The organism is Reyranella sp. (genome assembly GCF_050185545.1).
Classification (GTDB): Bacteria; Pseudomonadota; Alphaproteobacteria; order Reyranellales; family Reyranellaceae; genus Reyranella.
Genome location: NZ_JBFWZI010000016.1, coordinates 43,338 through 64,622, shown reverse-complemented (window position 1 = coordinate 64,622; position 21,285 = coordinate 43,338). Strand labels below are relative to the sequence as shown.

Sequence of the window (21,285 nt, the reverse complement as noted above, 5' to 3'; positions counted from 1 at the left end):
AGATTCAACAAACTGGCCGAGTGTGGGAAGGGTCGACAATGGGAATACTGACGGCGTTCGCGCCGCACTCGAGCGCGGCCTGGGTGACACGAGCTGGGCCAAGGCGCTCATGCGGGGTGTCGACGCCACGGAGGCCAGCGTGACGGCGGCGCGGTCTGCGGCCGACGGCTATGCGGTTCTGGCGCAAACCACGGACCCGCACTTGATGGTCCCTCTCACCGGCGTGCTTCACTACGATCAACCCACCTGAAGGATTGACGAATTGAGGCTGCTCGGATTCGGCGGTCGACCTCGTCGGTTGGAGCTGCCGTCGACGCCCGTCGACGCCCTCTGGGCCTCGTGGTTCCCACCGAGTCGGTGGTCACTTTCGTCGCACTGGCATTGGTGACGGTACGGTCCTAAAGCGGGCTCCATGAACGTGTTCCCCTCATACCGGGAGCCTCTCACGCCGACCGCAAAGCGGGCGCTGGCCCTGCTGGTCGTCCTGTTCCATGTCGGGGTCGGCTGGGTGCTGGTGACGACTAGCCCACACAAGCTGGTCGTCGGCGACGTGGCGGCGATGGAAGTGCGGATGGTGCGGGCGGATGCCGCGCTCCAGGCAGATCCTGTCGTCGAATCGGCAGCCGACCCGCCGCCCGAATTTCCCAGGCCACTCGAGCTGGAGGTGCCGAAGGAACCGGAGATGCCGGTGTTTCCGCCGCCGCCGGAGCTCGCGACCGTGGTCGAGCCGCCGCCGCCCAACTTGCCGCCTCCGGTGTTTCCAATCGAGGCGCCGCCGCCGAAGCCGCCCGGGCAGAAGGCGGTGACGCCTTCGCCTTCGACACCGCCGCCGCGTCCGCCGGAGCGGCCGAAGGTGGCGGTACCGAGCAGACCCGCCCTGGCGCACCCTCACGCCGCACCGGAAGCCCCGGCGCGGCCGGCGCCGTCCAGCGCCCCGAAAACAGTGTCGGCCTCGCAGGTCACCTACATCAAGCCACCCTCCACCGAGTATCCGGCGCGCTCGCGCCGGGCCGGTGAGCAGGGGCGGGTGCGGCTGCTGGTGCTGGTCGACACCGCCGGGCGGCCGGCACAAGTCAATCTGCAGACCTCGTCCGGCTTCCCCGCGCTCGACGAGGCGGCCACCAGCGCCGTGCGCTCGGCACTGTTTCGTCCCTACAGCGAGGGTGGCGTGGCGCAGGCAGTCTGGGTGGTCGTTCCGATCGAATTCGTCTTGCGCTAGGAGAGAACGTCATGGGTGACGCACCGTCCCTTGGCTTCAATCACTTTCTTCAGCAGGCCGACATCGTCGTCCAGGTCCTGCTGGCTGTTCTGGCCGCAATGTCGGCGATCTCGTGGTACCTACTCGTGTCCAAAGGGATCAGCCAGGTGGTGCGCCAGAAGCGCAGCCAGAAGTTCCTCGCCTTGTTCTGGGCCGCGACGTCGCTCGAGGAGGTCCAGAACGAACTCAGCATGCACGGCGTGCACGAGCCGTTCGGTCATCTCACCGCCCATTCGCTGCATGCCCAGGCGCATCACGCCAGGTTCGGCGCGGCCAAGCTCGAGGAGGCAGGCAGCGAGCAGGAGTTCCTGACGCGCACCATCAAGAAGGTGCTCGACGAGGAGACGACGGCGCTCGAGAACGGCCTCACCATGCTGGCGACGATCGGCGCCACCGCGCCGTTCGTCGGCCTGTTCGGCACCGTGTGGGGCGTCTATCACGCCCTGGTGGCGATCGGCATGAGCGGCTCCGGCATGCTCGACAAGGTGGCAGGCCCGGTCGGCGAGGCGCTGATCATGACCGGCATCGGGCTCGCCGTCGCCCTGCCGGCTGTCATGGGCTACAATTGGCTGACACGCTCCAACCGCGTGCTGAACGCCAAGCTCGATGCCTTCGCTTTCGAGCTGCTTACGTTCCTGTCGATGGGCCGCGCCCTGCAGGTCACCGGACGCGGCGGTCGCCCGGCCGCACCGCTGGCCGCCGTGAACTACTGAGCCGGAGCAGGACCATGGCTTTCGGAAGCTTCGATCGCAAGACTTCGTCCCAGCCGATGGTCGAGATCAACATGGTGCCGTTGATCGACGTCGTGCTGGTGCTGCTGGTCATCTTCATCGTGACGGCGCCGCTGCTCACCAATGCCGTGAAGCTCGATCTGCCGAAGGCGAGCTCGAGCGCCGACCTGCAGAAGCCCGACAAGATCGAGTTCGCCATCGACCCGGCAGGGTCGCTGTTCTGGAACGGCGAGCGCATCGACCGCGAGGAGGCGATCAGGCGCTTCGCGGAAGCGGGCGCCAGACGCCCGCAGCCGGAAATCTACCTGCGCGCCGACCAGAACGTGGCCTATCGCCACGTCGCCGAGATGCTGGCCGACGCTTCGAGGGCGGGGCTGAGCAAGGTCGCCTTCGTCAGCGAGCCGAAGCGGTAGCGCGGAAATGCCGATGCCGAGCGATGTGCGGCCGACGGCGACGGCGCCGGACGATGATCCCTATCTCTGGCTCGAGGACATAAACGGGCCGGCGGCGCTCGCCTGGGTCGAGCGGCAGAACCGGCGCACGCTCGACCGCTTCGGCGGCGATCGCTTCGCCGTCGACCGAGAGGCCATCGCCGCAATCCTCGATCGGCCCGACAAGCTGCCGCTGATCGCCCGGCGCGGACCGCACCTCTACAATTTCTGGCTCGACGCCGATCATCCGCGCGGCCTGTGGCGGCGTACGACGCTCGACAGCTATCGCCTCGAGCAGCCGCAATGGGAAGTGGTGCTCGACGTCGACGCGCTGGCCGCGCGGGAGGGCGAGGACTGGACCTGGTCCGGCGCCGCGACGCGGCCCGGCACGCACGATCGCGCCATCCTGCGCCTGGCGCGCGGCGGCAGCGACGCCGTGGTGCTGCGCGAGTTCGATACCGTGGCCCGGGATTTCGTGGTGGGCGGCTTCGAGCTGCCGGAGGCCAAGGGAGGGGCGAGCTGGCTCGACCCCGACTCGCTGCTGCTGAGCAGCGCGTGGAATGGCGACGTCACGGCCTCCGGCTACGCGCGCACCGTCCGCCGGTGGCGGCGCGGTGCCGATCCGGGAGGGTCGCCTGTCTTGTTCGAGGTGGAGCGCAACTCGATGTCCGCCGGTGTCGGGGTCGATCGCACGCAGGTCGACCGAACGGTGTGGTTCTACGACTCGGTGGGCTTCTTCGATATCCGGCTGTGGCGGGCCGACGCCAACGGCGAGAGGCCGGCGCGACTTGACCTGCCGACCGATGTGCAGGTCGACGCCGAGTATGGCTGGATCGTGGTCAAGCGCCGCACCGCCTGGACCGTCGGCGGCGAGACGCATCCCGGCGACACGTTGCTCGGCATGCGGCTCGCGGCCTTCCTGCAAGGCCGTCGCGACTTCACCGTGCTGTTCCGGCCCGGGCCGCGCCGGTCATTGCAGGACTTTCACTGGATCGCCGGCCGACTGGTCTTGTCGATGCTCGACAACCTTCAGCCGGTGTTCGAGCTCCTGACACCGTCCGACCAGGGCTGGAGTCGGGAACCGATCGTCGGCCTGCCCGGCGTCGGCCTGGTGAGCGTGGGACCTCTGGACATCGAGGCGTCGGAAAGCAACGGCGACATGCTGGCGACCGTGCAGGCGCCGCTGATGCCGCCGTCGCTGTTGCTGCTGCCGGCGGGCGCCGACTCGCCGACACTGCTCAAGCAATCGCCGTTCGCCTTCTCGACCGAGGGGCTCGTCGTCACGCGCCACGAAGCGGTATCGAGCGACGGCGAGAGCATTCCGTACTGGCAGACCGGGCCGGCGGAGACGACGGGCGATGCGCCGGTGCACCTGACGGCCTACGGCGGCTTCGCCGTTTCGAATCTGCCGGCGTACAATCCGGTCGTCGGCAAGGTCTGGTTGGAGCGCGGCGGCACGAGCGTCGTGGCCAACATCCGCGGCGGCGGCGAGTTCGGAACGGCATGGCACGATGCCGGTCGCTTCGCCGGCAAGCGGCTGTCGCACGACGATTTCGCAGCCATTGCCGCCGATCTCGTTCGCCGAGGCGTGACGCGGCCGGGCCGCATCGCCGCCGAGGGTGGCTCCAACGGTGGTCTGCTGATCGCCAACATGCTGACACGCTATCCCGAGCGGTTCGGCGCCCTGTTCTGCACCATCCCGCTGGTCGACATGCGGCGCTATTCCAGGCTGCTCGCCGGCGCGAGCTGGATTGCCGAATACGGTGACCCCGACAAGCCGGCGGAGTGGGCGTGGATCATGACCTACTCGGCCTATCACCAAGCCGTGTCGGGGCAAGCCTATCCGCCGATCCTGATCGCCACCACGCGGCGCGATGACCGGGTGCATCCCGGCCATGCCCGCAAGATGGCCGCCAAGCTGCAGGCGATGGGCTACGATCAGGTCTACTTCTACGAGCCGGAGGCGGGCGGTCACGGCTATGGCAAGGACAACCGGGAGCGCGCCTCCTTCAGTGCGCTGGGCTACACCTTCCTGCGCGAGAAGATCGGTTGGGTTTGATCATCGCCGGGAGCGCGCCACTCCGATGGCTCTCATGGGATGTGTCATCACCAAGATCAGCGCCATCGGCAGTGGCGCGCTCCCAGCGATGAGTCTCAGCGCACGGACGCCAGCGACTTCGCCATGAGAATATCCGGTCGGCCGACGCCGTTGACGTCGGGCAGCAGGCCAACGATGCGATAGCCGTGCTTGCGATAGAAGGTGAGGGCGTGGCCGCGTAGCGTCGCCTCGACGGTGGCGGCATGCGCGAGCACGTCGGGGAATAGCGGTTGGCCAAACAGGTTGGTACCGCCGTAATCGTCATCGCTGCCAAGGAAGAGCGTGAGAACACCGTCCCCTCTGGCGCGGGCTTCGAGATGCGCCAGCAAGGCAGAGCCGACGCCGCGGTGCTGGTGCGATGGCGCAACGACCAGCGGATGGATCTCCCATCCCGCATCGTAGGTCTTGATCGCGCCGATCCAGCCGACCAGGGCACCGTCCCTGAGGGCAGCGACACCCAGCCAATCGTCCTCGCTACACCGCCCGGCGACTTCTGCTTCGGCTGCGCCGGGCGCTCCGTAGGCCGACGGCAGATGAGCGAGAGCGTCGCGCAGAATACGCGCCGCCTCGGCTCGCAGCGACGGGCCGAGAGCTTTGAGGTCGCGGAATGACAGTGTCACTCAGTTTCGCGCCCCAGCCATGGTCACCGTGGCTGCTCCGGCGCCGATCAGCAGGCCGCCGCCCACCTTGTTGACCACGCCGATCGCGCGCGGGTTGGAGACGAAGCCGCGGGCGCGCGAGGCGACCACCGCGTAACCGAAGGCATTGGCGAAGGCCAGGGCCAGGAACGTCGTCTCGAACACGATCATCTGGGTGAGGAAATCGGCGTTGGGATCGAGGAAGGCCGGCAGGAAGGCAACGAAGAAGGTGATGCTCTTGGGATTGAGCGCCGTCACCAGCCAGGCGTGGCCCAGCATGCGCAATGCCGACACCGCGTCCGTGCGCGGCGCGGCTTCGAGGGCACCGCCGGCTCGCCACAGTTTGACGCCGAGATAGACGAGGTACGCGGCGCCGACCCATTTCAGGATCGTGAACAGCGTCGCCGACGCGGCGAGGAGCGCACCCACGCCCAGCATCGAGAGGGTCATCGCGGTGAAATCGCCAAGCGCCACCCCGATCGCCATCGGCAACGCCGTCCGCCAACCCTGGCCCAGCGCATAGGAGACAACCAGCAGCACGGTCGGTCCCGGGATGATCAGCAGCACCGCCGACGCCGCGGTGAACGCAAGCAAGCTCTCGAACATCATAATGGCGTCCTCCGAACACTCCTGGGATGCCGACTAAAGACACAGCCGGCGGCGGACGTCAGCCGGCTTTTGCCCATAGGCGTTAAGCTTCGTCAAAGCCCAACAAAGACCTCATCCAGAGGATGCTGCGTAGCGGCCGGCTCGAAGGCCGGGCCACACAGGAGATCATTGGAAAGGCGATGTCGCGGCCCCCTTCACTGTTGCCGACTCTTCGGGACGCCGTGCTACGTGCGGCTCCTCAGGGTGAGGGCCCTTTGCAATTTAACGCCTATGCGGCTTTTGCCGTCTTTCTATCAGTCCCCGGTATTCGGCGCAGAAGTGCCGACAGCACCGCCGTCGGGGGCTGATCCAGGAACGCGGCGATGAGAAGGGAAGGGATGTGTGAACAGGCACCTCGCGTCGCAGTCTTGACATCGCCTGTGGACGAAATGGCGAAACTTGTCAGCGACAAACAAGACTGGAATCTTGACACCGGCTGAGCCGCATGGTTCGGGATGGCCGATGGCCAGGCCAAAGACGGCAAAGCCCTATCACCATGGTGACCTGCGCGAAGCGCTGATCGTGGCCGGGCGCAACTTGATGGAAGAAAAGGGCTTGCGCGGCTTTACCCTGCGTGAATGCGCCCGCCGGGCGTCGGTGTCACACGCCGCGCCGGCACATCACTTCCCCTCGATCGATGCGCTGTTGGCTGAGATCGCCACACGCGGCTTCCACGAGCTGACGGAAGCGATGACCGCCGAAGCGCGCCGCTCCAACGGCACGCCGGCCGGACGGCTGGTGGCCCAGGGCGTCGGCTACATGGCTTTCGCCGCGGCGAACTCCGCCCTGTTTCGGCTGATGTTCAGTCTCGAGGTCGATCAGCTCGAGGGGCCGGCGCTGGCCGCCGCGGTCAATGCCACCCATGCGCTCCATCGTGAGGCGATCGAGGCCGTCATTCCCGATGCGCCGGCCGATGTGCAGGAGCGCATGGTCGACTTCGCCCGGGCGTCGGTGCACGGCTTCATCACCCTGGTCCTCGAGGGGCAGATCGGCGAGAAGGACTCACCGCGCGCCCTCAAGGCACGCGGTCTTGCCGTGCTGTCGGCAATGGTCGAAACGGTCGTGCGTGCCGGCAGCAGCTAGAGGGCGATTCGGAACAGCAAGGTCTCGACGTCGCCGTAGGCCGGTTCCTTGCGGAAGCGTTTCACGAGGACGCCGCCGTTGTTGGTGATGACCTTCTGCGACGGCAGATTGTCGGGGTCCGCCGTCAGCTCGACGTAGGGGAGCCCTTCGCGGCGGGCCTCGGGAAGCAGCATCGCCAAAGCGCGGCTGGCGTAGCCGCGCTCGCGCTTCCAGGGCACGACGGCGTAGCCGATATGGCCAAGGCAATGGGCGGGCAGCGCCGCCGTGCCGGGTTGCCAGCGAAAGCCGATCGAGCCGCAGAACTCGCCGTCCCACATCCAGCGCCGGTAGCCGGGCAGACGCGGCACCGTGCTGCCGTCGGGCAGCGTGATCGGCGCGCCCTTGGCCTCGCGATCGTCGAGCGAGGCGAGGAATGCCCCGGCATCGTGCTCTATCGCAACCAACTCCTCACGCGGCGCCTCCTCGATCCTGACATTGTCAGGCGACCAGCCGCGCTGCAGGGCAGCCGCGTAGCTGTCGAGATAGGGCAGGGCGGGTACGACCAGGTGCAAGAGAATGTCCCCTCGGGCGGGCGGCTGCTATAGCATGGCGAACCATGACTTCCACTCCCGTGCTCGTTCTCGATCTGGACGGTGTCGTGTCGACCGCGCATCCCGGCTCGGCCGAGCCGTGGTACGCGACACTGAAGGCCGACCTCGGCCTGGATTACGAGGAGATCGAACGCGGCTTCTTCAGAACGCCCGAATTCATGGAGGTGTTGCGCGGCCGGCTCGATCTTTACGTCGCCCTGCATGGCTTTTTCGAGCCACGTGGCCTCGCCGACCGGATGGAGGAGTTCGTCGGCTACTGGTTCGCCAAGGACGCCGTTCTGGACAGGGTCGTGCTCGGCCAGGCCGACGCCTGGCGCCGGCGCACCGGCGGCCGCTGCTTTACCGGCACCAATCAGGAGCACCACCGGATCGCCTGGTTGAAGGAGCACGCCGGGCTCGGCGCGCATTTCGACGACATCATCTATTCGGCGTCGCTCGGCGTGTGCAAGCCCGAGCGGGTGTTCTTCACCAACGCCCAGGCGCGCATGGGCATCACGGTGGCCCAGTCGATCCTGTTCGTCGACGATTCGGCGGCCAATGTCGACGGGGCGCGAATGGCCGGCTGGCGGGCGATGCTCTACCGCGGCCCCGAAAGCCTGGCGCGGGCTCTGGAGAGTTGGGGGTAGCATCATCTTCATGCGCCGGGAGCGCACCACTCCGATGGCGCTCATGGGACGTGCAATCAGCAGGAAGAGCGCCATCTTGGCGGAGATTACTCCCCCACCAGTGGCGTGGACCCGGCGCATGACGCCAGTTCAACTGCAAGGGCTTCGCCGACGCCTCGATCGGCGAGGTCATGGAGAACGCCGGCCTGACGCACGGCGGCTTCCATCGGCAGGCGCAAACTGTGCTAAAAGCCACCCCATGCTGATGTTCGACATACCGTTCGGCACGACCGACTGGAGCGACGTGGAGCGCACGGAGCATCCCGGCGAGACCGGCAAGGCCTTCTGGCGCACCCGGACCTTCAACAACATCCGCGTGCGCATGGTCGAGTACACGCCGGGCTACTTCGCCGACCATTGGTGCCAGAAGGGCCATGTCCTGCTGGTGCTCGAGGGCGAGCTGCACACCGAGCTGGCCGACGGACGCACCGTCGTGCTGAAACCGGGCCAGAGCTACCAGGTCGCCGACGGCGCCCTGGCCCATCGTTCGCGCACCGAGGGCGGCGCCAAACTCTTCATCGTGGACTGACATGGCGGACAGGATTGGATTCATCGGCGTCGGCACCATGGGCGAGCCGATGTGCCGCAACCTCGCGCGCAAGAGTGGCCTCGAAGTGCTGGCGGCCGACCGTGACGATGCCCCGCTGAGACGGCTCGCCGCCGACGGCGTGAAGGCCGCCTCGATCGACGAGATCGCCGCGAGCTGCCGCACCATCCTGCTGTCGCTGCCCGGCGGCAAGGAGGTGGAGCAGGTCTGCCTGGGCGAGGGCGGCCTGGTCAGCAAGGCGAAGCTCGGCTGGACGGTGATCGACCTCAGCACCGCTCCGGTCAGCCTCGCGCGCCGCCTCTATGCCGAGTTCGAGGGCATGGCGTCGGCCTTCGCCGACGCGCCGGTGGCGCGTACGCGCCAGGCGGCGATCGACGGTACGCTGTCGATCATGGTCGGCGGCACGCCGGCCTGCTTCGAGCGCATCGAGCCGCTGTTGCGCCACATGGCGAGCGAGGTGACCTACTGCGGCGAAGCCGGCAGCGGCCAGGCGGTCAAGATCCTGAACAACATGATCCTGTTCCAGACCGGCGTGGCGCTCGCCGAGGCGTTGTCGATCGCGCGGGCCCATGGCGTCGATGGCAAGGTTCTGTTCGAGACCCTGACCAAGGGCTCGGCCGATTCCTTTGCGCTGCGCAATCACGGCATGAAGGCAATGCTGCCCGGCGTGTTTCCCGAACGCGCATTCTCCACCGAATACGCGCTGAAGGACCTGTCCTACGCCATCGAGATGGCCGAGGAGCGCGGCGTTCCCGCCCTCGGCGCCGACGTGGCGCGCGAGCTGATGGAGCGGGCGGCCGAGCTCGGCCACGGCAAGGAATACTGGCCGGTACTTCTGCGCGCCATCGAGGATGGCACGGGCAAGGGCTGACATAGCTCATGTTCTTCCGGACCGCGGGCGTCCCGCCGGCTCTTCTCATACTCATGAATCATGAGCGGGCGGGACGCCCGCGGTCCGGAAGAACATGATCATGAGAGCACAGGTTTAGAGAGGTAGATCGATGGCGCGCATCGCTGTGGGAGGATTCCAGCACGAGACCAACACCTTTGCGCCGCAGCAGGCGACGTGGGAGGAATTCGTGCGCGCCGACGCCTGGCCGCCGCTGCTGCGCGGGCCGGAGATGATCCCGGCCGTCGAGGGCTTCAACATCCCGATCTCCGGCGCCGTGAAGCGGCTTGCCGAGCTCGGCCACGAGATCGTGCCGCTCGCCTGGGCCGCCGCCGCGCCCGCCTCCTACGTGACCGCCGACGCCTACGAACGGATGTGGGCGCTGTTCGACGAGGACCTGAGGAAGCACGGCCCGTTCGACGCGATCTATCTCGACCTGCACGGCGCCATGGTGGCGGAGAGCACAGAGGACGGCGAAGGTGAGTTGCTGCGCCGCATCCGCGGCGTCGTCGGCGAGACGCTTCCGATCGTGGCGAGCCTCGACTATCACGCCAACCTCACGCCCGAGATGGCGAAGCTCGCCACGGCGCTGGTCGGCTACCGCACCTATCCCCATATCGACATGGCGGTGACCGGCAGGCGCGCGGTCGAGCTGCTCGATCGCCTGCTGGCCGAGAAGCGGCCGGTCTATCGCGCCTACCGCCAGCTCGATTTCCTGATCCCGCTGGTCTGGCAGTGCACCTTCATCGAGCCGGCGAAGAGCATCTTCGATTTGGTGAGCGAGCTCGAGGCCGGCGAGAAGAGCCATAACCAGGGCATCGTCAGCGTCACCCACACGCCCGGCTTTCCGCCGGCCGACATCGCCCAGTGCGGTCCGGCGCTGGTGGTCTACGGCCACGACAAGGAGGCCGTCGAGGCGGCCGCCGACAAGCTCGCCCAGACGGTGCGGGCGCAGGAGAAGGCCTTCGCCGGCGAGCTGCTCGATCCCGATGCCGCGGCGCTGCGCGCCATCGCGCTGGCCCGCAAGGCCAGCAAGCCGATCGTGCTCGCCGACGTGCAGGACAATCCCGGTGCCGGTGGCACCTCGGACACGGTAGGCCTGCTGGCTGCCCTGATGCACAACAAGGCCAAGGGCGCCGTGATCGGCATGATCGTCGACGAGGGCGCGGCACACGAGGCGGTGGCGACCGGCGAGGGCAACATCATGCGTCGCGGCATCGGCGCGGTCGTGGGCTACGGCGGCGAGAAGCCGGTCCAAGCCGACTGGCGCGTGGTCAAAATCGGCGACGGCAAGTTCATCGGCACGGGTCCGTTCTACGGCGGCGCCCGATTCCAGATCGGCCCCATGGCCCTGGTCACCGACGAGGCGAGCGGCGTGTCGGCTGTGCTCGCGTCAAAGCGCATCCAGGCCGCCGACCAGGAGATGTTCCGCCATGTCGGAGTCGAGCCTTCGAAAGTGCCTATTCTCGGCCTGAAATCGACCGTGCACTTCCGCGCCGACTTCCAGCCGATCGCCGAGACGATCCTCGTGGTGCAGTCACCCGGCGCGCACATGACCGATCCGGTCGACATGCCATACCGCCATCTGCGCAAGGGCGTTCGCTTGCGCCCAATGGGCCCGGTGTGGAACGGAGTGAAGTAGGCCATTCCGGCGGCGCTCATGCTCTTTTGGACCGCGGGCGTCCCGCCTGCTCATGATCAAGAGGCATGAGCGGGCGGGACGCCCGCGGTCCAAGAGAGCATGACCCCTCCGTCCGCGAAGACGCGGTCACCTCCCCAAGCGTAGCTTGGGGAGGAGGATGATCAGGCGTCGCGAAACGCCGGCTTCAGCGCCCACACCATGGGCACGGTGGTGAGGGCGATGCAGGCTACCGCGGCGAGGGCGATCGGCAGGCCGACGGCGTCGCCCAGCAGGCCGGACAGCAGCGGGCCGGTGGCGCCGGCGACCGAACCGCCGGTATAGAAGATCGCGAAGGCGCGGGTGCGCCGCTCGGGGCTGACGAACTCCGGAATGGTGCCGTAGAGCACGGAAGACGTGCCGTTCAGCATCAGGCCGACGGCCGGCAGCAGGACCAGCGTCACGGACAACGACATCGGCAGCAGCGCCAGGATGAGGAACGTGGTCGCGGCCTCGGTGAGGATCACCGATGTCACGACGCCCAGGCGGTCGCCGACCCAGCCCATCACCAGCTTGCCCGCCGCGCCGCCGGCGAACAGCAGCGACAGGCCGAGGCCGATCGTCGGCAGGTCGGCGCCTTTGTCGCGCAGCAGGAATGGCAGGAAGATCATGAAGCCGGTGCGCACCAGATCGTCGGCGATGTGGATGCTGAACAGCAGCCAGTAGGCCCAGGGCCGATCCTGCCCTGCCATTGCCTTCGCCTTTGCCTTGCTTGCCTGATCGTGCAGAGGGATCGGCCGCAGCGAGCTCATGATGAGGCCGGCGCCGAGCACGGCCAGCGCGCCGACGATGACCAGGGCCTGCTGCCAGCCGAGCGCCGCCGCGACAACCGCGAACAGCGCCGGCAGCAGCACCTTGCCGACGTCACCGGTGAAATTGTAGGTGCCGAGCGCGGTCCGGGAGCGCAGCCCGGGGTAAGCTGCCGAGACGAGGCTGGAGCCGATCGGATGCTGCGTGCTGCCGCCCAGCCCCGCCAGGAGCAGGCCCGCGATCACGCCATAGAGCGATCCGCTGAGGCCGGCCAGTCCATAGCCGACCGCGATCAGCGCCGTGCCGACGGCGAGCACGCGCACCGGGCCCAGCCGCACCGCCAGCATGCCGGACGGGATCTGGCCGCTCGCCATGGCTCCGGAATAGACCGTCTTTAGTGCGCCAATGGTGGCGTAGCTCAGGCCGAACTGCGCCTGCAGCAGCGGATACAGGACGTTCAGAAGGTCGGTGAAGCCGTCATGCAGGGCGTGCGCCCCGCCGCAAACCGTGAGCGTTCGCCGCGGCGAGCAGGAAGAGGAGACGCCAACTGTCATCTCCCTGTCACAATACTACCGCCCCGGCATGCGTTTGAACCAAAAAGCGATCTGCTGCTGGAAGTCGCTCTCGGCAAAGGCGGTGTCGATGATCGGCGAGGGCTTGCCGTTGCGCGGGTAGCGAACGCTCGCCAACCTCGCGAATTTCGTGTCGCTGAGATGCAGGATCAGCACGTCGCCTTGTCGGCGGTGGAAGACGAGCTCGTGGATCTTGCGGATGTTGACCAGGCTCACGACGTAGCGGCCGTCGGCGCCGTCCTCGCCGATCTGGCGCACCGGGATGTCGCGTCCCTCGTTGGTGATGCCCATGAGGGCGAGCGCCTCTGGCGCCATCATGTTGTCCCTGCCGTCGACCTGGAGCCAACGCACCAGGCGGTCGCCGCGCGGCGACAGGGTGTGACGCGGCTGCCGGCCCAAGGGACCACCCGAGCAGGCGCTAATGGCGAGGGAAGCGGCGAGGACCGAAGCGGCCGCGACGAGGGTGCGCCGTGACGTCACGAATGCGCTCAAGCTCTGCTCTCCGCTGGCATGTCGACGACGACCGGCGCGATTTCCTCCAGCCCCTCGCCGCGCAGGGCGCGGAAGAAGCAGTTGTGTCGGCCGGTATGACAGGCGACGCCCGTCTGATCGACGAGCGCCAGCAACGTGTCGCCGTCGCAGTCGACCCGCAGGTCGACCAGGGTCTGGACGTGGCCGGAGGTGTCACCCTTGCGCCACGGCGCCTGGCGCGAGCGCGACCAGTAACAGACGCGTCCGGTGCTGAGCGTCTCGACGACGGCGGCGCGATTCATCCACGCCATCATCAGCACCTCGCCGGTATCGTGCTGCTGGGCGATCGCCGGCACGAGGCCCTGGGCGTCGAACTTGACGGCCGCAAGGAAGGTGTCGATCGCTGTGGATGAGGGGGCGGCGGCAATGGGCATGGCTTGGCCTCGCTGGGGAACGGGGCGTATAGTCGTCGCAATACTGCTTGGCAAATCGGATTGCCCGTGAAGAAGACAGCCAAGAGCGTTGATCGCAACCACGATCACGAACACTGCATCGAGGATGCACTCGCCGCGGCCGTGAAGCTGTGCGCCGACAGGAACCTGCGTTTCACGCCGCTGCGCCGGCGTGTGCTCGAGCTCGTGTGGTCCGGTCACAAGCCGGTCGGCGCCTATGCGCTCCTCAACCAGCTGCACGACGAGGATCTGGGCTCGGCGCCGCCGACCGTGTATCGGGCGCTCGATTTCCTGATCGAGCACGGGCTGATCCATCGCATCGAGCGCATGAACGCCTTCATCGGCTGCAGCCATCCCGGCGAGTCGCATCGCGGCTTTTTCCTGATCTGCGGCCAATGCGGCAATGCCGAGGAGCTGCACAGCAACGGCCTCGCCGACACGATTGTCGCCAGCGCCGGCCGCCGTGGCTTCGCCGCCCGCGACATGACCCTGGAAGTCACCGGCACCTGTGCCGACTGCCGCAAATCATAGACGGCATCGTTCAGGCTGATCCCTCAGGATGACAGTCTACAAAATCATCGCCGCTGATCTGTGGAAGGCGGCGGAACACGACGGCGTTTTTGCCGGTGCCGGCATGGATTTGCAGGACGGCTTCATCCATCTCTCCACGGGGCGGCAGGTAAGGCGAACGGCCCAACTGTATTTCAAGCGGCAGGACGGTCTCGTCCTCGTGGCGGTCGACGATGCAAGCCTCGGCGGCGCGCTGAGGTACGAACCTTCACGGGATGGCGATCTTTTTCCGCATCTCTACGGACTTCTGCCGACGGCAGCGGTGCTGTCGGTGCGACCTCTACCTCTTGGCGCCGATGGCAATCACATCTTTCCAGCGGACGTGGACTGAGATCATTCTCCTCCCCAGCTTCGCTGGGGTGTCCGCGTAATCGCGGACGGCGGGGGCATGAGTCACGCGAGGGGGCCTATGACCCCTCCGTCGCGGTATGACCGCGACACCTCCCCAGCGAAGCCGGGGAGGAGGACGGGAAGGGCGCCACTGGCGGCCCAGGTTACTTCGCCTGCGTTGCCTGCGTTACGCGTTGTGCGCCCGGTTGAGCCGGTCGAAACCCTCGGCGAGATCGGTCTTCAGATCCTCGACGTCTTCCAACCCGATGTGGACGCGCACGAGATGCTTGTTCTCGGGCCAGGGCACGGCGGTGCGGTACTTGTCGGGATGGGCCGGGATCATCAGGCTCTCGTAGCCGCCCCAGCTCGCGCCCATACCGAAAATGTCCATGCCGTCGAGCATCGCCGCCAGCGCGTTGCGGCTGTAACCGTCGCGCAAGGTGAAGGAGAACAGGCCGGAAGAGCCCTTGAACATGCGCTTCCAGTTGTCGTGGCCCGGGCAGTCGGGCAGGGCGGGATGCAGCACCTTGTCGACCTCGGGCCGCGCCTTGAGCCAATGGGCGATCTCGATGCCGCTCTTCTCGTGGTGACGCAGTCGCACACCCATGGTGCGCAAGCCGCGCAGCGCCAGGTAGCAATCGTCGGGCGCGGCATGGAAGCCGAAATTCTGGCAGGCCGTCTTGGCGATCTCGAACATCTCGCGCGTGGCGCAAGAGATGATGCCCATCATCGCGTCGGAGTGGCCAACGATGTACTTGGTGCCGGCGTGGATCGACAGATCGCAACCATGGTCGAACGGCTTGAAGTAAAGCGGCGTCGCCCAGGTGTTGTCGATCATCACGGCCGCGCCATGCTTCTTGGCGACGCTGGCAATGGCGTCGACATCCTGCACCTCGAAGGTCTGCGAGCCCGGGGCTTCGAGATACACCACCTTGGTGTTGGGCCGGATCAGACGCTCGATGCCGGCACCGATCATGGGATCGAAGAACGTCGTCTCGACGCCGAAGTTCTTGAGCGTCGTATTGGAGAAGCGGCGCGCTGGCCCATAGGCGTTGTCGGTGAGCAGCATGTGGTCGCCGGCCTTGAGAAAGCCGACGATGGCGCCGGTCACCGCGCCGAGGCCCGACTGGACGGCGATCGAGCGATGGGCGCCCTCGATGGCGGCCACCGCGTCCTCCAGCGCCTTCTGGGTCGGCGTGCCGTTGCGGCCGTAGCCGAACCCTTCGAAGGGCACGCGATTCTCGAACTTCTCCATGGTCGGGGAGAGGATCGTCGAGGCGTGATAGACGGGCGGATTGACGATGCCGAAATTGTTGGCGGGATCGCGGCCCGCGACAGCAAGAACGGTGTCGGCGCGCGTGTAGGTCTTCTTGGAAGTCATGAATCCACTATGGCACGGCGTTCAGACCGGCGGCCAGCGGTAGACGTCCGGCCACATCACACGCGGGTCGCGCAATTCGACGCGCTCGCTTCCCGTGGAACGAAAGCCCGCCTTGCGATAGGTGTCGAGTGCACGCGGATGGTCGACGGTGTTGGTGTTGAGGCGCAGCCGCTGCGCGCCGAGGGCGAAGGCGCGCTCGATGGCGCGGTCGAGCAGCCAGGGCCCGATTCGTCGGCCGATGTAGTCCAGGGTCAGGCCGAAGAAGGCAAGCTCGTCGTCGCCGAGCTCGAAGAAGCCGACGAGTGCAGACCCGTCATGCGCCACGTGCAACTCGTGCCCCGGCCGCAGCAGCAAAGCCTGCAGTGCCTCGTCGGTCCAGAGCCTCCGCTCGTACCATAGCCATGGCCGACCGACCCTGTCGTAGAGCTCGCGATACGCGGCGACCGTCGGCGCGCCGACGTGCTCGATCCGGACCTCGAACGCCGGCGGCCTGCCGCGACGCGTCCAGGCCGACGGCTCCATCTCGAGATGCGTGATGGTGACCGGCAGCCAGCCGTCGGCGCGCGGCGGCGGCTGATGGCGAAAGAGGTCAGGATCCGGTGACAATTGGCGTGTCGGCCCGGCCGCCCCATTCCGTCCATGAACCGTCATAGATCGCCGCTTCCGGCGCGCCGGTGAGATAGAGCCCCAGGGCCACGACGCAGGCGCTGACACCCGAGCCGCAGCTTGCCGTCACCTTCCTGGCCGGGTCGATGCCCGAGGCGGCGATGCGGGCGGCGAGCTTGTCGGCGGACAGCATGGTGCCGGTCGACGGGTCGATCAGGTCGTTGTAGGGCAGGTTGAACGCGCCCGGCATGTGGCCGGAGCGCAGGCCCGGCCGCGGCTCGGGCGCCTCGCCGCGAAAACGGTTGGCCGCCCTTGCATCGACGATCTGCTCGCGCCGGCTGTCGATCAGGCCGCGCACGTCGTCGAGCGAACGGACCAGGGTGTTGTCGAGGCGGGCGGTGAAGTGCCGATCTCGCGGCGGCGTCGGATCGTCGGTGACGGGATGGCCCTCGGCCATCCATTTGGTCAGGCCGCCATCCAGCACCGACACGTCCTTGTGACCCATGGCGCGGAACATCCACCACACGCGGGTGGCGCCCAGCATCGGCGTGGTGTCGTAGACCACGATCTTGCTGCCATCGCCCAGGCCGAGCTTGCGAACGCGTGCAGAGAATTTCTCCGGCGACGGCAGCATGTGCGGCAGCGGGCTCGATGTGTCGGCGATCTCGTCGATGTCGAAGAAGACGGCGCCCGGAATGTGCTGGTTGACATACTCCTGCCTGGGATTGCGCTTTTGCGCGGGCAGGTAGAACGAGCCGTCGACAACCCGTACGTCGGGCGCATTGAGCCGGCTGGCGAGCCAGGTCGTGCTGACGAGAGCGTCGGGTCTTGCGTAGTCCATCTTGGGTTCCTTAAACCTTTCGGGCTCTTTTCATTTGGACCGCGGGCGTCCCGCCCACTCATCATGACGATGAGCGGGCGGGACGCCCGCGGTCCAGTTTGATCACGTCAGGGCGATGACGAAGCGGCGGTTCATCTTGCCCTTGTTCTCGATCTTGACGCACTCGATCGGGCCGATCTCGCCGGTGCGCGCCACGTGCGTGCCGCCGCAGGCCTGCAAATCGATGCCTTCGATCGACAAGAGGCGCACGCGGCCGGCACCCATCGGCGGGCGCACGCTCATGGTCTTGACCAGCTCGGGCCGTGCCTCGAGCTCCTCGTCGGTGATCCATTGCGGCGTGACCGGCCGGTCGAGCGCGATCAGCTTGTTGACCTCCGCGGTCACCCAATCCTTGGCCGGCACCTCGCCCTCGAGATTGAAGTCGAGGCGACTCCTGTCGGAGCCGACCTGACCACCGGTGACGTTGCCGCGGATGACTGCCGACATGACGTGCAGCGCAGTGTGCATGCGCATATGGCGCATCCGCCGCTCCCAATCGAGCGCGGTATGGACCTTGGCGCCGACCGCCGGACGCGGCGAGTCGGGCGCGAGCACGTGCAGCACGTCGCCGCTCTCGGCCTTGATCGAGTCGACGATCCGCGCCTCACCGCCGTCCCAGCGCACGATGCCGGTATCGCCGGGCTGACCACCGCCGGTCGGGTAGAAAATCGAGCGGTCGAGGCGCAGGCCGCGCTCCTCGAGCGCGGTCACCGTCGCATCGGCTTCCCTGAGATAGGCGTCCTGGCGAAAGAGTTCTTCGAACATGGCAGGGATTTAGGCCCTCGCCAGCCGCGCCGCAACGTCCCGGGCCATCGGCATAGCCGGCGCGGCGCCCAGCTTCTCGACCGAGCAGGACGCTGCGGCGACAGCGAAGCGGGCGGCCTCGACCGGCGAGGCGCCGCCCAGCAGGCGGGCGGCGAGGGCGCCGACGAAGCAGTCGCCGGCGCCCGTAGTGTCGACCACGCTGGCCTTGTACGCCGGCACGACTTTGGCGGCCTCGCCCGTGACGACGACCGCGCCGCGCGCACCGAGCGTTGCAATGACGGTACCGGCACCCTTGGCCCGCAGCTTCTGCGCGGCGGCCGTAAGGTCCCGCATCGAGCTCCGGGCCTGCAACCGGGTGCCGGTCGACTGCGCAAGCTCGATCTCGTTCAGCACGGCAACGTCGACATGGCTCATCAGTCGATCCGAATGGGCGACGTAGGGCGCGAGGTTCAGCACCGTGCGTGCCCCGGCCGCCTTGGCGCGCTTGAGGATGGCCTCGGTCTCGGCGACCGATATCTCGAACTGCGCCAGCCACACCTCGCCGCGGTGCGGCGCGTGGCGGATCATGCGCCGCGTGAAGCGATGATTGGCGCCGGAGGCGACGGTGATCGCGTTGTCTTTGCCGGCGACCTGGATCAGGGCAACGCCGGTTGCCGGGCCGTCGATCTCGCGAACGCCGGTGGCGTCGATGTCCTCGCTCGCCAGGAAACTGCGCAGGCCGTTACCGAAGGCATCGTTGCCTACCGCGCCGATCATCGCCGTCGGCGCGCCGAGGCGCGCGGCGGCGACGGCCTGGTTCAGCCCTTTGCCGCCCGGCAGGAACGATACCGTGGCCCCCAGCAGCGTCTCGCCGGTCGCCGGCCGACGCGCGCTCTGGACCACGACATCCATGTTGAGGCTGCCACAGACGACGACCCGGCTCATGATGCAGGGCATTCGCACATTGCAAAAAAACCGTCATCCCGACCGGAGCCGAGCGAAGCGAGGCGTAGTGGAGGGACCTTTCTTGTTGCAGCATCACCAAGAAAGGTCCCTCGACTGCGCCGCCCTCCGGGCGGCTCCGCTCGGAATGACGGTATTTTTTTACATCTGCTAATGCCCTGGCTCATGAAAGGTGCCCGTCGGAGAAGGTGCTCACTTCATCCAGGGCGGCAAAGGCAGGTTCTTCTCGCGCAGGAACACCGGATTGAACAGCTTCGACTGGTAGCGCTGTCCGCCATCGGCGAGGATGGTTACGACTGTCTTGCCCGGCCCGAGATCGCGCGCGAGCCGCATGGCACCGACGACATTGATGGCTGTCGAGCCGCCCAGCACCAGGCCCTCGTGCTCGATCAGGTCGAACAGGACGGGCAGCGCCTCCTCGTCGGTGATCTGGTAGCCGAGATCGATCGGCGTGCCTTCGAGGTTGGCCGTCACCCGGCCGTTTCCGATGCCTTCGGTGACGGAGTTGCCCTCGGCCTTCAGCTCGCCCTTTGCGAACCAGTTGTAGATCGCCGAGCCCATCGGGTCGCTGACGGCGATCTTGACGTTGGAATTGCGCTCCTTCAGCGCACGCGCAATGCCGCCCAGGGTGCCGCCGGTGCCGACGGAGCAGGTGAACCCGTCGACCTTGCCCTCGGTCTGTTCCCAGATTTCCGGTCCGGTGGTGCGGTAGTGGCCGTCGCGGTTGGCGGTGTTGTCGAACTGGTTCGCCCACACCGCGCCGTTGGGCTCGGTTGCCGCGAGCTCCTCGGCGAGCTTGCCGGAATAGCGCACGTAATTGCCGGGATTGGCGTATGGCACCGCGGGCACCAGCCGGAGATCGGCGCCGCACAGGCGCAGCATGTCCTTCTTCTCCTGGCTCTGCGTCTCGGGCATGACAATGACCGAGCGGTAGCCCCGCGCATTGGCGACCAGGGCGATGCCAATGCCGGTGTTGCCCGCCGTGCCTTCGACGATGACGCCGCCGGGCCGGAGCTTACCCTGCTTCTCGGCGTCCTCAATGATGGCGAGCGCGGCACGATCCTTCACCGAGCCGCCGGGATTGAGGAATTCGGCCTTGCCGTAGATGTCGCACCCGGTCGCCGCCGAGGCGGCGCGCAGCTTGATCAGGGGTGTGTTGCCGATGCTGTCGATGAAACCCGACCGGACGTTCATGGAGTGCTCGCTCTGCTAGGCTGCTAGGCCGTTTGCTTCCCTGCCGGACGGTAAACAGGGACCCGCCTCGAAGGCAACCACGAGAGGAGAGGGGGGATTGCCGGCGAAACGGTAGATGGCTGCCCCTGCGCCTATGGCGCGCGCGTCGAGGCCTGCACCCATACGGTCGGCGGCTGCCTCGTGGCTCGAGGCCAGCGCAACTCATTCGCTGGGAGCGCACCACTCCGATGGCGCTCTTCTTGATGATTGCTCATCCAATGAGCGCCATCGGAGTGGCGCGCTCCCAACGTAGGAGTCGGGCTAGCTCCAGCGTGCCCGGATCTGGTCGCGGTGGAGGGCGAGCCACTGGATGGCGATCACGCCGATCGCGTTGCCGATCTCGCCGTGCTCGAGCATCGACCGCGCCTCGGCGAAGGACAGGACCTTGACCAGGATGTTCTCGCCTTCCGACTCCAGGCCGAACACGCCGCCGGCGTTGGTCGTGTCGACGTGGCCTACGAAGATCGAGCAGCCTTCGGAGCAGGCGCCGGGGCTCAGGATCACATCGTGCACGGGCACGACGTCGCGCAGCTCGAGCGAGGCCTCCTCGACGGCCTCGCGGCGGACCAGCGCCTCGGGCGTCTCGCCGTCCTCGACGATGCCGGCGACGATCTCCCAGGTCCAGGGATGCCGTCCGGCGACGTAGGCGCCGGCCCGGAACTGGCGAATCAAAACGACCTCGTCGCGCCGTGGGTCGTAGGGCAGCACTGCAGCCGCCTGGCCGCGCTCGAACACCTCGCGCCGCAGCACGCCGCTCTGTCCGCCCTGGTAAAGGCCATGGCGAAAGAAGTAGCGGCCGACCCTGAAATAACCCTGGAACGCCACGACATGATCGACCAGCTCTACGGTTTCGTTGGGCAAGGGACGAGACGACATGAACGGACCCTGGATGCAAGAAGGGCCGCTCTCTTGCGAGAGCGGCCCGAAATGGCTCCGGGGGCCGGATTCGAACCGGCGACCGATCGGTTAACAGCCGATTGCTCTACCGCTGAGCTACCCCGGATCAAGAGCCCCCGCGCCGGCGCGGTAGACCGGGTGCGAAGGCGCGGTGTTTTGACAGAGCCGACCTGCGCACGC

The 21,285-nt window shown here is 67.2% G+C and carries 24 protein-coding genes and 1 tRNA gene; 11 read left to right on the top strand and 14 right to left on the bottom strand.

Annotated features, from left to right (window positions below):
• Positions 1–412: 412 nt before the first annotated feature.
• The 4 genes from AB7O82_RS06845 to AB7O82_RS06830 are packed head-to-tail and all read left to right on the top strand — an operon-like array spanning position 413 to position 4,479.
• Entirely contained in the window at positions 413–1,219 is an 807-nt protein-coding gene (locus AB7O82_RS06845) for an energy transducer TonB (RefSeq protein WP_428553725.1), read from the top strand.
• Positions 1,220–1,230: 11 nt separating this feature from the next.
• A complete protein-coding gene (locus tag AB7O82_RS06840) occupies positions 1,231–1,971 on the top strand; it encodes a MotA/TolQ/ExbB proton channel family protein (RefSeq protein ID WP_428553722.1) in 741 nt (246 codons plus the stop codon).
• A gap of 14 nt (positions 1,972–1,985) precedes the next feature.
• Positions 1,986–2,402: an ExbD/TolR family protein gene (locus AB7O82_RS06835; protein ID WP_428618965.1), complete on the top strand. Its 417-nt coding sequence runs from the start codon at positions 1,986–1,988 to the stop codon at positions 2,400–2,402.
• A gap of 13 nt (positions 2,403–2,415) precedes the next feature.
• Positions 2,416–4,479 (top strand): prolyl oligopeptidase family serine peptidase, encoded by a 2,064-nt coding sequence (locus tag AB7O82_RS06830; RefSeq protein ID WP_428618963.1) that lies wholly within the window; start codon positions 2,416–2,418, stop codon positions 4,477–4,479.
• Between the two features lie 95 nt (positions 4,480–4,574).
• On the opposite strand, the gene AB7O82_RS06825 is transcribed toward AB7O82_RS06830, so the two are convergent.
• Together AB7O82_RS06825 and AB7O82_RS06820 are read right to left on the bottom strand one after the other, a co-directional pair.
• Positions 4,575–5,138, bottom strand: coding sequence for a GNAT family N-acetyltransferase (locus AB7O82_RS06825; protein ID WP_428549928.1), 564 nt, complete (start codon positions 5,136–5,138; stop codon positions 4,575–4,577).
• Positions 5,139–5,765 (bottom strand): LysE family translocator, encoded by a 627-nt coding sequence (locus tag AB7O82_RS06820; RefSeq protein WP_428549925.1) that lies wholly within the window; start codon positions 5,763–5,765, stop codon positions 5,139–5,141.
• Between the two features lie 501 nt (positions 5,766–6,266).
• Here AB7O82_RS06820 and AB7O82_RS06815 point away from each other — a divergent pair.
• Entirely contained in the window at positions 6,267–6,887 is a 621-nt protein-coding gene (locus tag AB7O82_RS06815) for a TetR/AcrR family transcriptional regulator (protein ID WP_428549923.1), read from the top strand.
• Here AB7O82_RS06815 and AB7O82_RS06810 read toward each other — a convergent pair.
• Positions 6,884–7,438, bottom strand: coding sequence for a GNAT family N-acetyltransferase (locus tag AB7O82_RS06810; RefSeq protein ID WP_428549921.1), 555 nt, complete (start codon positions 7,436–7,438; stop codon positions 6,884–6,886). The genes AB7O82_RS06815 and AB7O82_RS06810 overlap by 4 nt on opposite strands.
• Positions 7,439–7,482: 44 nt before the next feature.
• Here AB7O82_RS06810 and AB7O82_RS06805 point away from each other — a divergent pair, with 44 nt between their 5' ends.
• The 4 genes from AB7O82_RS06805 (at position 7,483) to AB7O82_RS06790 (ending at position 11,220) form a co-directional block, all read left to right on the top strand.
• Complete coding sequence (locus tag AB7O82_RS06805) at positions 7,483–8,103, top strand: HAD-IA family hydrolase (protein ID WP_428549918.1); 621 nt, start codon at positions 7,483–7,485, stop codon at positions 8,101–8,103.
• 238 nt (positions 8,104–8,341) lie between these two features.
• Positions 8,342–8,671, top strand: coding sequence for a DHCW motif cupin fold protein (locus AB7O82_RS06800; RefSeq protein WP_428549915.1), 330 nt, complete (start codon positions 8,342–8,344; stop codon positions 8,669–8,671).
• 1 nt (position 8,672) lies between these two features.
• Positions 8,673–9,560 (top strand): NAD(P)-dependent oxidoreductase, encoded by an 888-nt coding sequence (locus tag AB7O82_RS06795; protein ID WP_428549912.1) that lies wholly within the window; start codon positions 8,673–8,675, stop codon positions 9,558–9,560.
• A 130-nt stretch (positions 9,561–9,690) separates the two neighbouring features.
• Positions 9,691–11,220, top strand: a complete 1,530-nt coding sequence (locus tag AB7O82_RS06790; protein ID WP_428549909.1) for a M81 family metallopeptidase — start codon at positions 9,691–9,693, stop codon at positions 11,218–11,220.
• A 161-nt stretch (positions 11,221–11,381) separates the two neighbouring features.
• Here the strand turns inward: AB7O82_RS06790 and AB7O82_RS06785 are convergent, their stop codons facing one another.
• From AB7O82_RS06785 to hisI, 3 genes are read right to left on the bottom strand one after another with little or no spacing between them, the layout of a single operon-like run.
• The gene (locus tag AB7O82_RS06785; protein ID WP_428549906.1) at positions 11,382–12,560 is read right to left on the bottom strand and encodes an MFS transporter; all 1,179 of its coding nucleotides are present in this window, start codon (positions 12,558–12,560) and stop codon (positions 11,382–11,384) included.
• A 15-nt stretch (positions 12,561–12,575) separates the two neighbouring features.
• Positions 12,576–13,070, bottom strand: a complete 495-nt coding sequence (locus tag AB7O82_RS06780) for a hypothetical protein (protein ID WP_428549904.1) — start codon at positions 13,068–13,070, stop codon at positions 12,576–12,578.
• On the bottom strand, positions 13,067–13,483 hold the full coding sequence (hisI, locus tag AB7O82_RS06775; protein ID WP_428549901.1) for a phosphoribosyl-AMP cyclohydrolase: 417 nt from the start codon (positions 13,481–13,483) through the stop codon (positions 13,067–13,069). The genes AB7O82_RS06780 and hisI overlap by 4 nt, the downstream gene beginning before the upstream one ends.
• Before the next feature lie 66 nt (positions 13,484–13,549).
• On the opposite strand from hisI, the gene AB7O82_RS06770 reads away from it, so the two are divergent.
• Both AB7O82_RS06770 and AB7O82_RS06765 read left to right on the top strand, forming a co-directional pair.
• The gene (locus AB7O82_RS06770) at positions 13,550–14,032 is read left to right on the top strand and encodes a Fur family transcriptional regulator (RefSeq protein WP_428549899.1); all 483 of its coding nucleotides are present in this window, start codon (positions 13,550–13,552) and stop codon (positions 14,030–14,032) included.
• Between the two features lie 28 nt (positions 14,033–14,060).
• Positions 14,061–14,402 carry a DUF952 domain-containing protein gene (locus tag AB7O82_RS06765; protein ID WP_428618961.1) on the top strand — a complete coding sequence of 114 codons (342 nt, stop codon included), beginning with the start codon at positions 14,061–14,063 and terminating at the stop codon, positions 14,400–14,402.
• 186 nt (positions 14,403–14,588) lie between these two features.
• Here AB7O82_RS06765 and metC read toward each other — a convergent pair whose 3' ends face one another.
• The 8 genes from metC to AB7O82_RS06725 all read right to left on the bottom strand — a co-directional run bounded on the left by metC (position 14,589) and on the right by AB7O82_RS06725 (position 21,211).
• Positions 14,589–15,782, bottom strand: coding sequence for a cystathionine beta-lyase (gene metC / locus AB7O82_RS06760; protein WP_428549893.1), 1,194 nt, complete (start codon positions 15,780–15,782; stop codon positions 14,589–14,591).
• Between the two features lie 21 nt (positions 15,783–15,803).
• Complete coding sequence (locus AB7O82_RS06755) at positions 15,804–16,388, bottom strand: GNAT family N-acetyltransferase (protein ID WP_428618959.1); 585 nt, start codon at positions 16,386–16,388, stop codon at positions 15,804–15,806.
• Positions 16,372–17,229, bottom strand: coding sequence for a 3-mercaptopyruvate sulfurtransferase (gene sseA / locus AB7O82_RS06750; protein ID WP_428549889.1), 858 nt, complete (start codon positions 17,227–17,229; stop codon positions 16,372–16,374). Before sseA ends, AB7O82_RS06755 begins: the two co-directional genes overlap by 17 nt.
• Positions 17,230–17,331: 102 nt before the next feature.
• Positions 17,332–18,033 carry an alanyl-tRNA editing protein gene (locus tag AB7O82_RS06745; protein ID WP_428548680.1) on the bottom strand — a complete coding sequence of 234 codons (702 nt, stop codon included), beginning with the start codon at positions 18,031–18,033 and terminating at the stop codon, positions 17,332–17,334.
• Between the two features lie 9 nt (positions 18,034–18,042).
• Positions 18,043–18,957: a ribokinase gene (locus tag AB7O82_RS06740; RefSeq protein WP_428548682.1), complete on the bottom strand. Its 915-nt coding sequence runs from the start codon at positions 18,955–18,957 to the stop codon at positions 18,043–18,045.
• A 210-nt stretch (positions 18,958–19,167) separates the two neighbouring features.
• A complete protein-coding gene (locus tag AB7O82_RS06735) occupies positions 19,168–20,169 on the bottom strand; it encodes a cysteine synthase A (protein ID WP_428548685.1) in 1,002 nt (333 codons plus the stop codon).
• A gap of 300 nt (positions 20,170–20,469) precedes the next feature.
• Positions 20,470–21,084, bottom strand: coding sequence for an NUDIX domain-containing protein (locus AB7O82_RS06730; RefSeq protein ID WP_428548688.1), 615 nt, complete (start codon positions 21,082–21,084; stop codon positions 20,470–20,472).
• A gap of 52 nt (positions 21,085–21,136) precedes the next feature.
• Positions 21,137–21,211, bottom strand: a tRNA-Asn gene (locus tag AB7O82_RS06725).
• Positions 21,212–21,285: the final 74 nt, after the last annotated feature.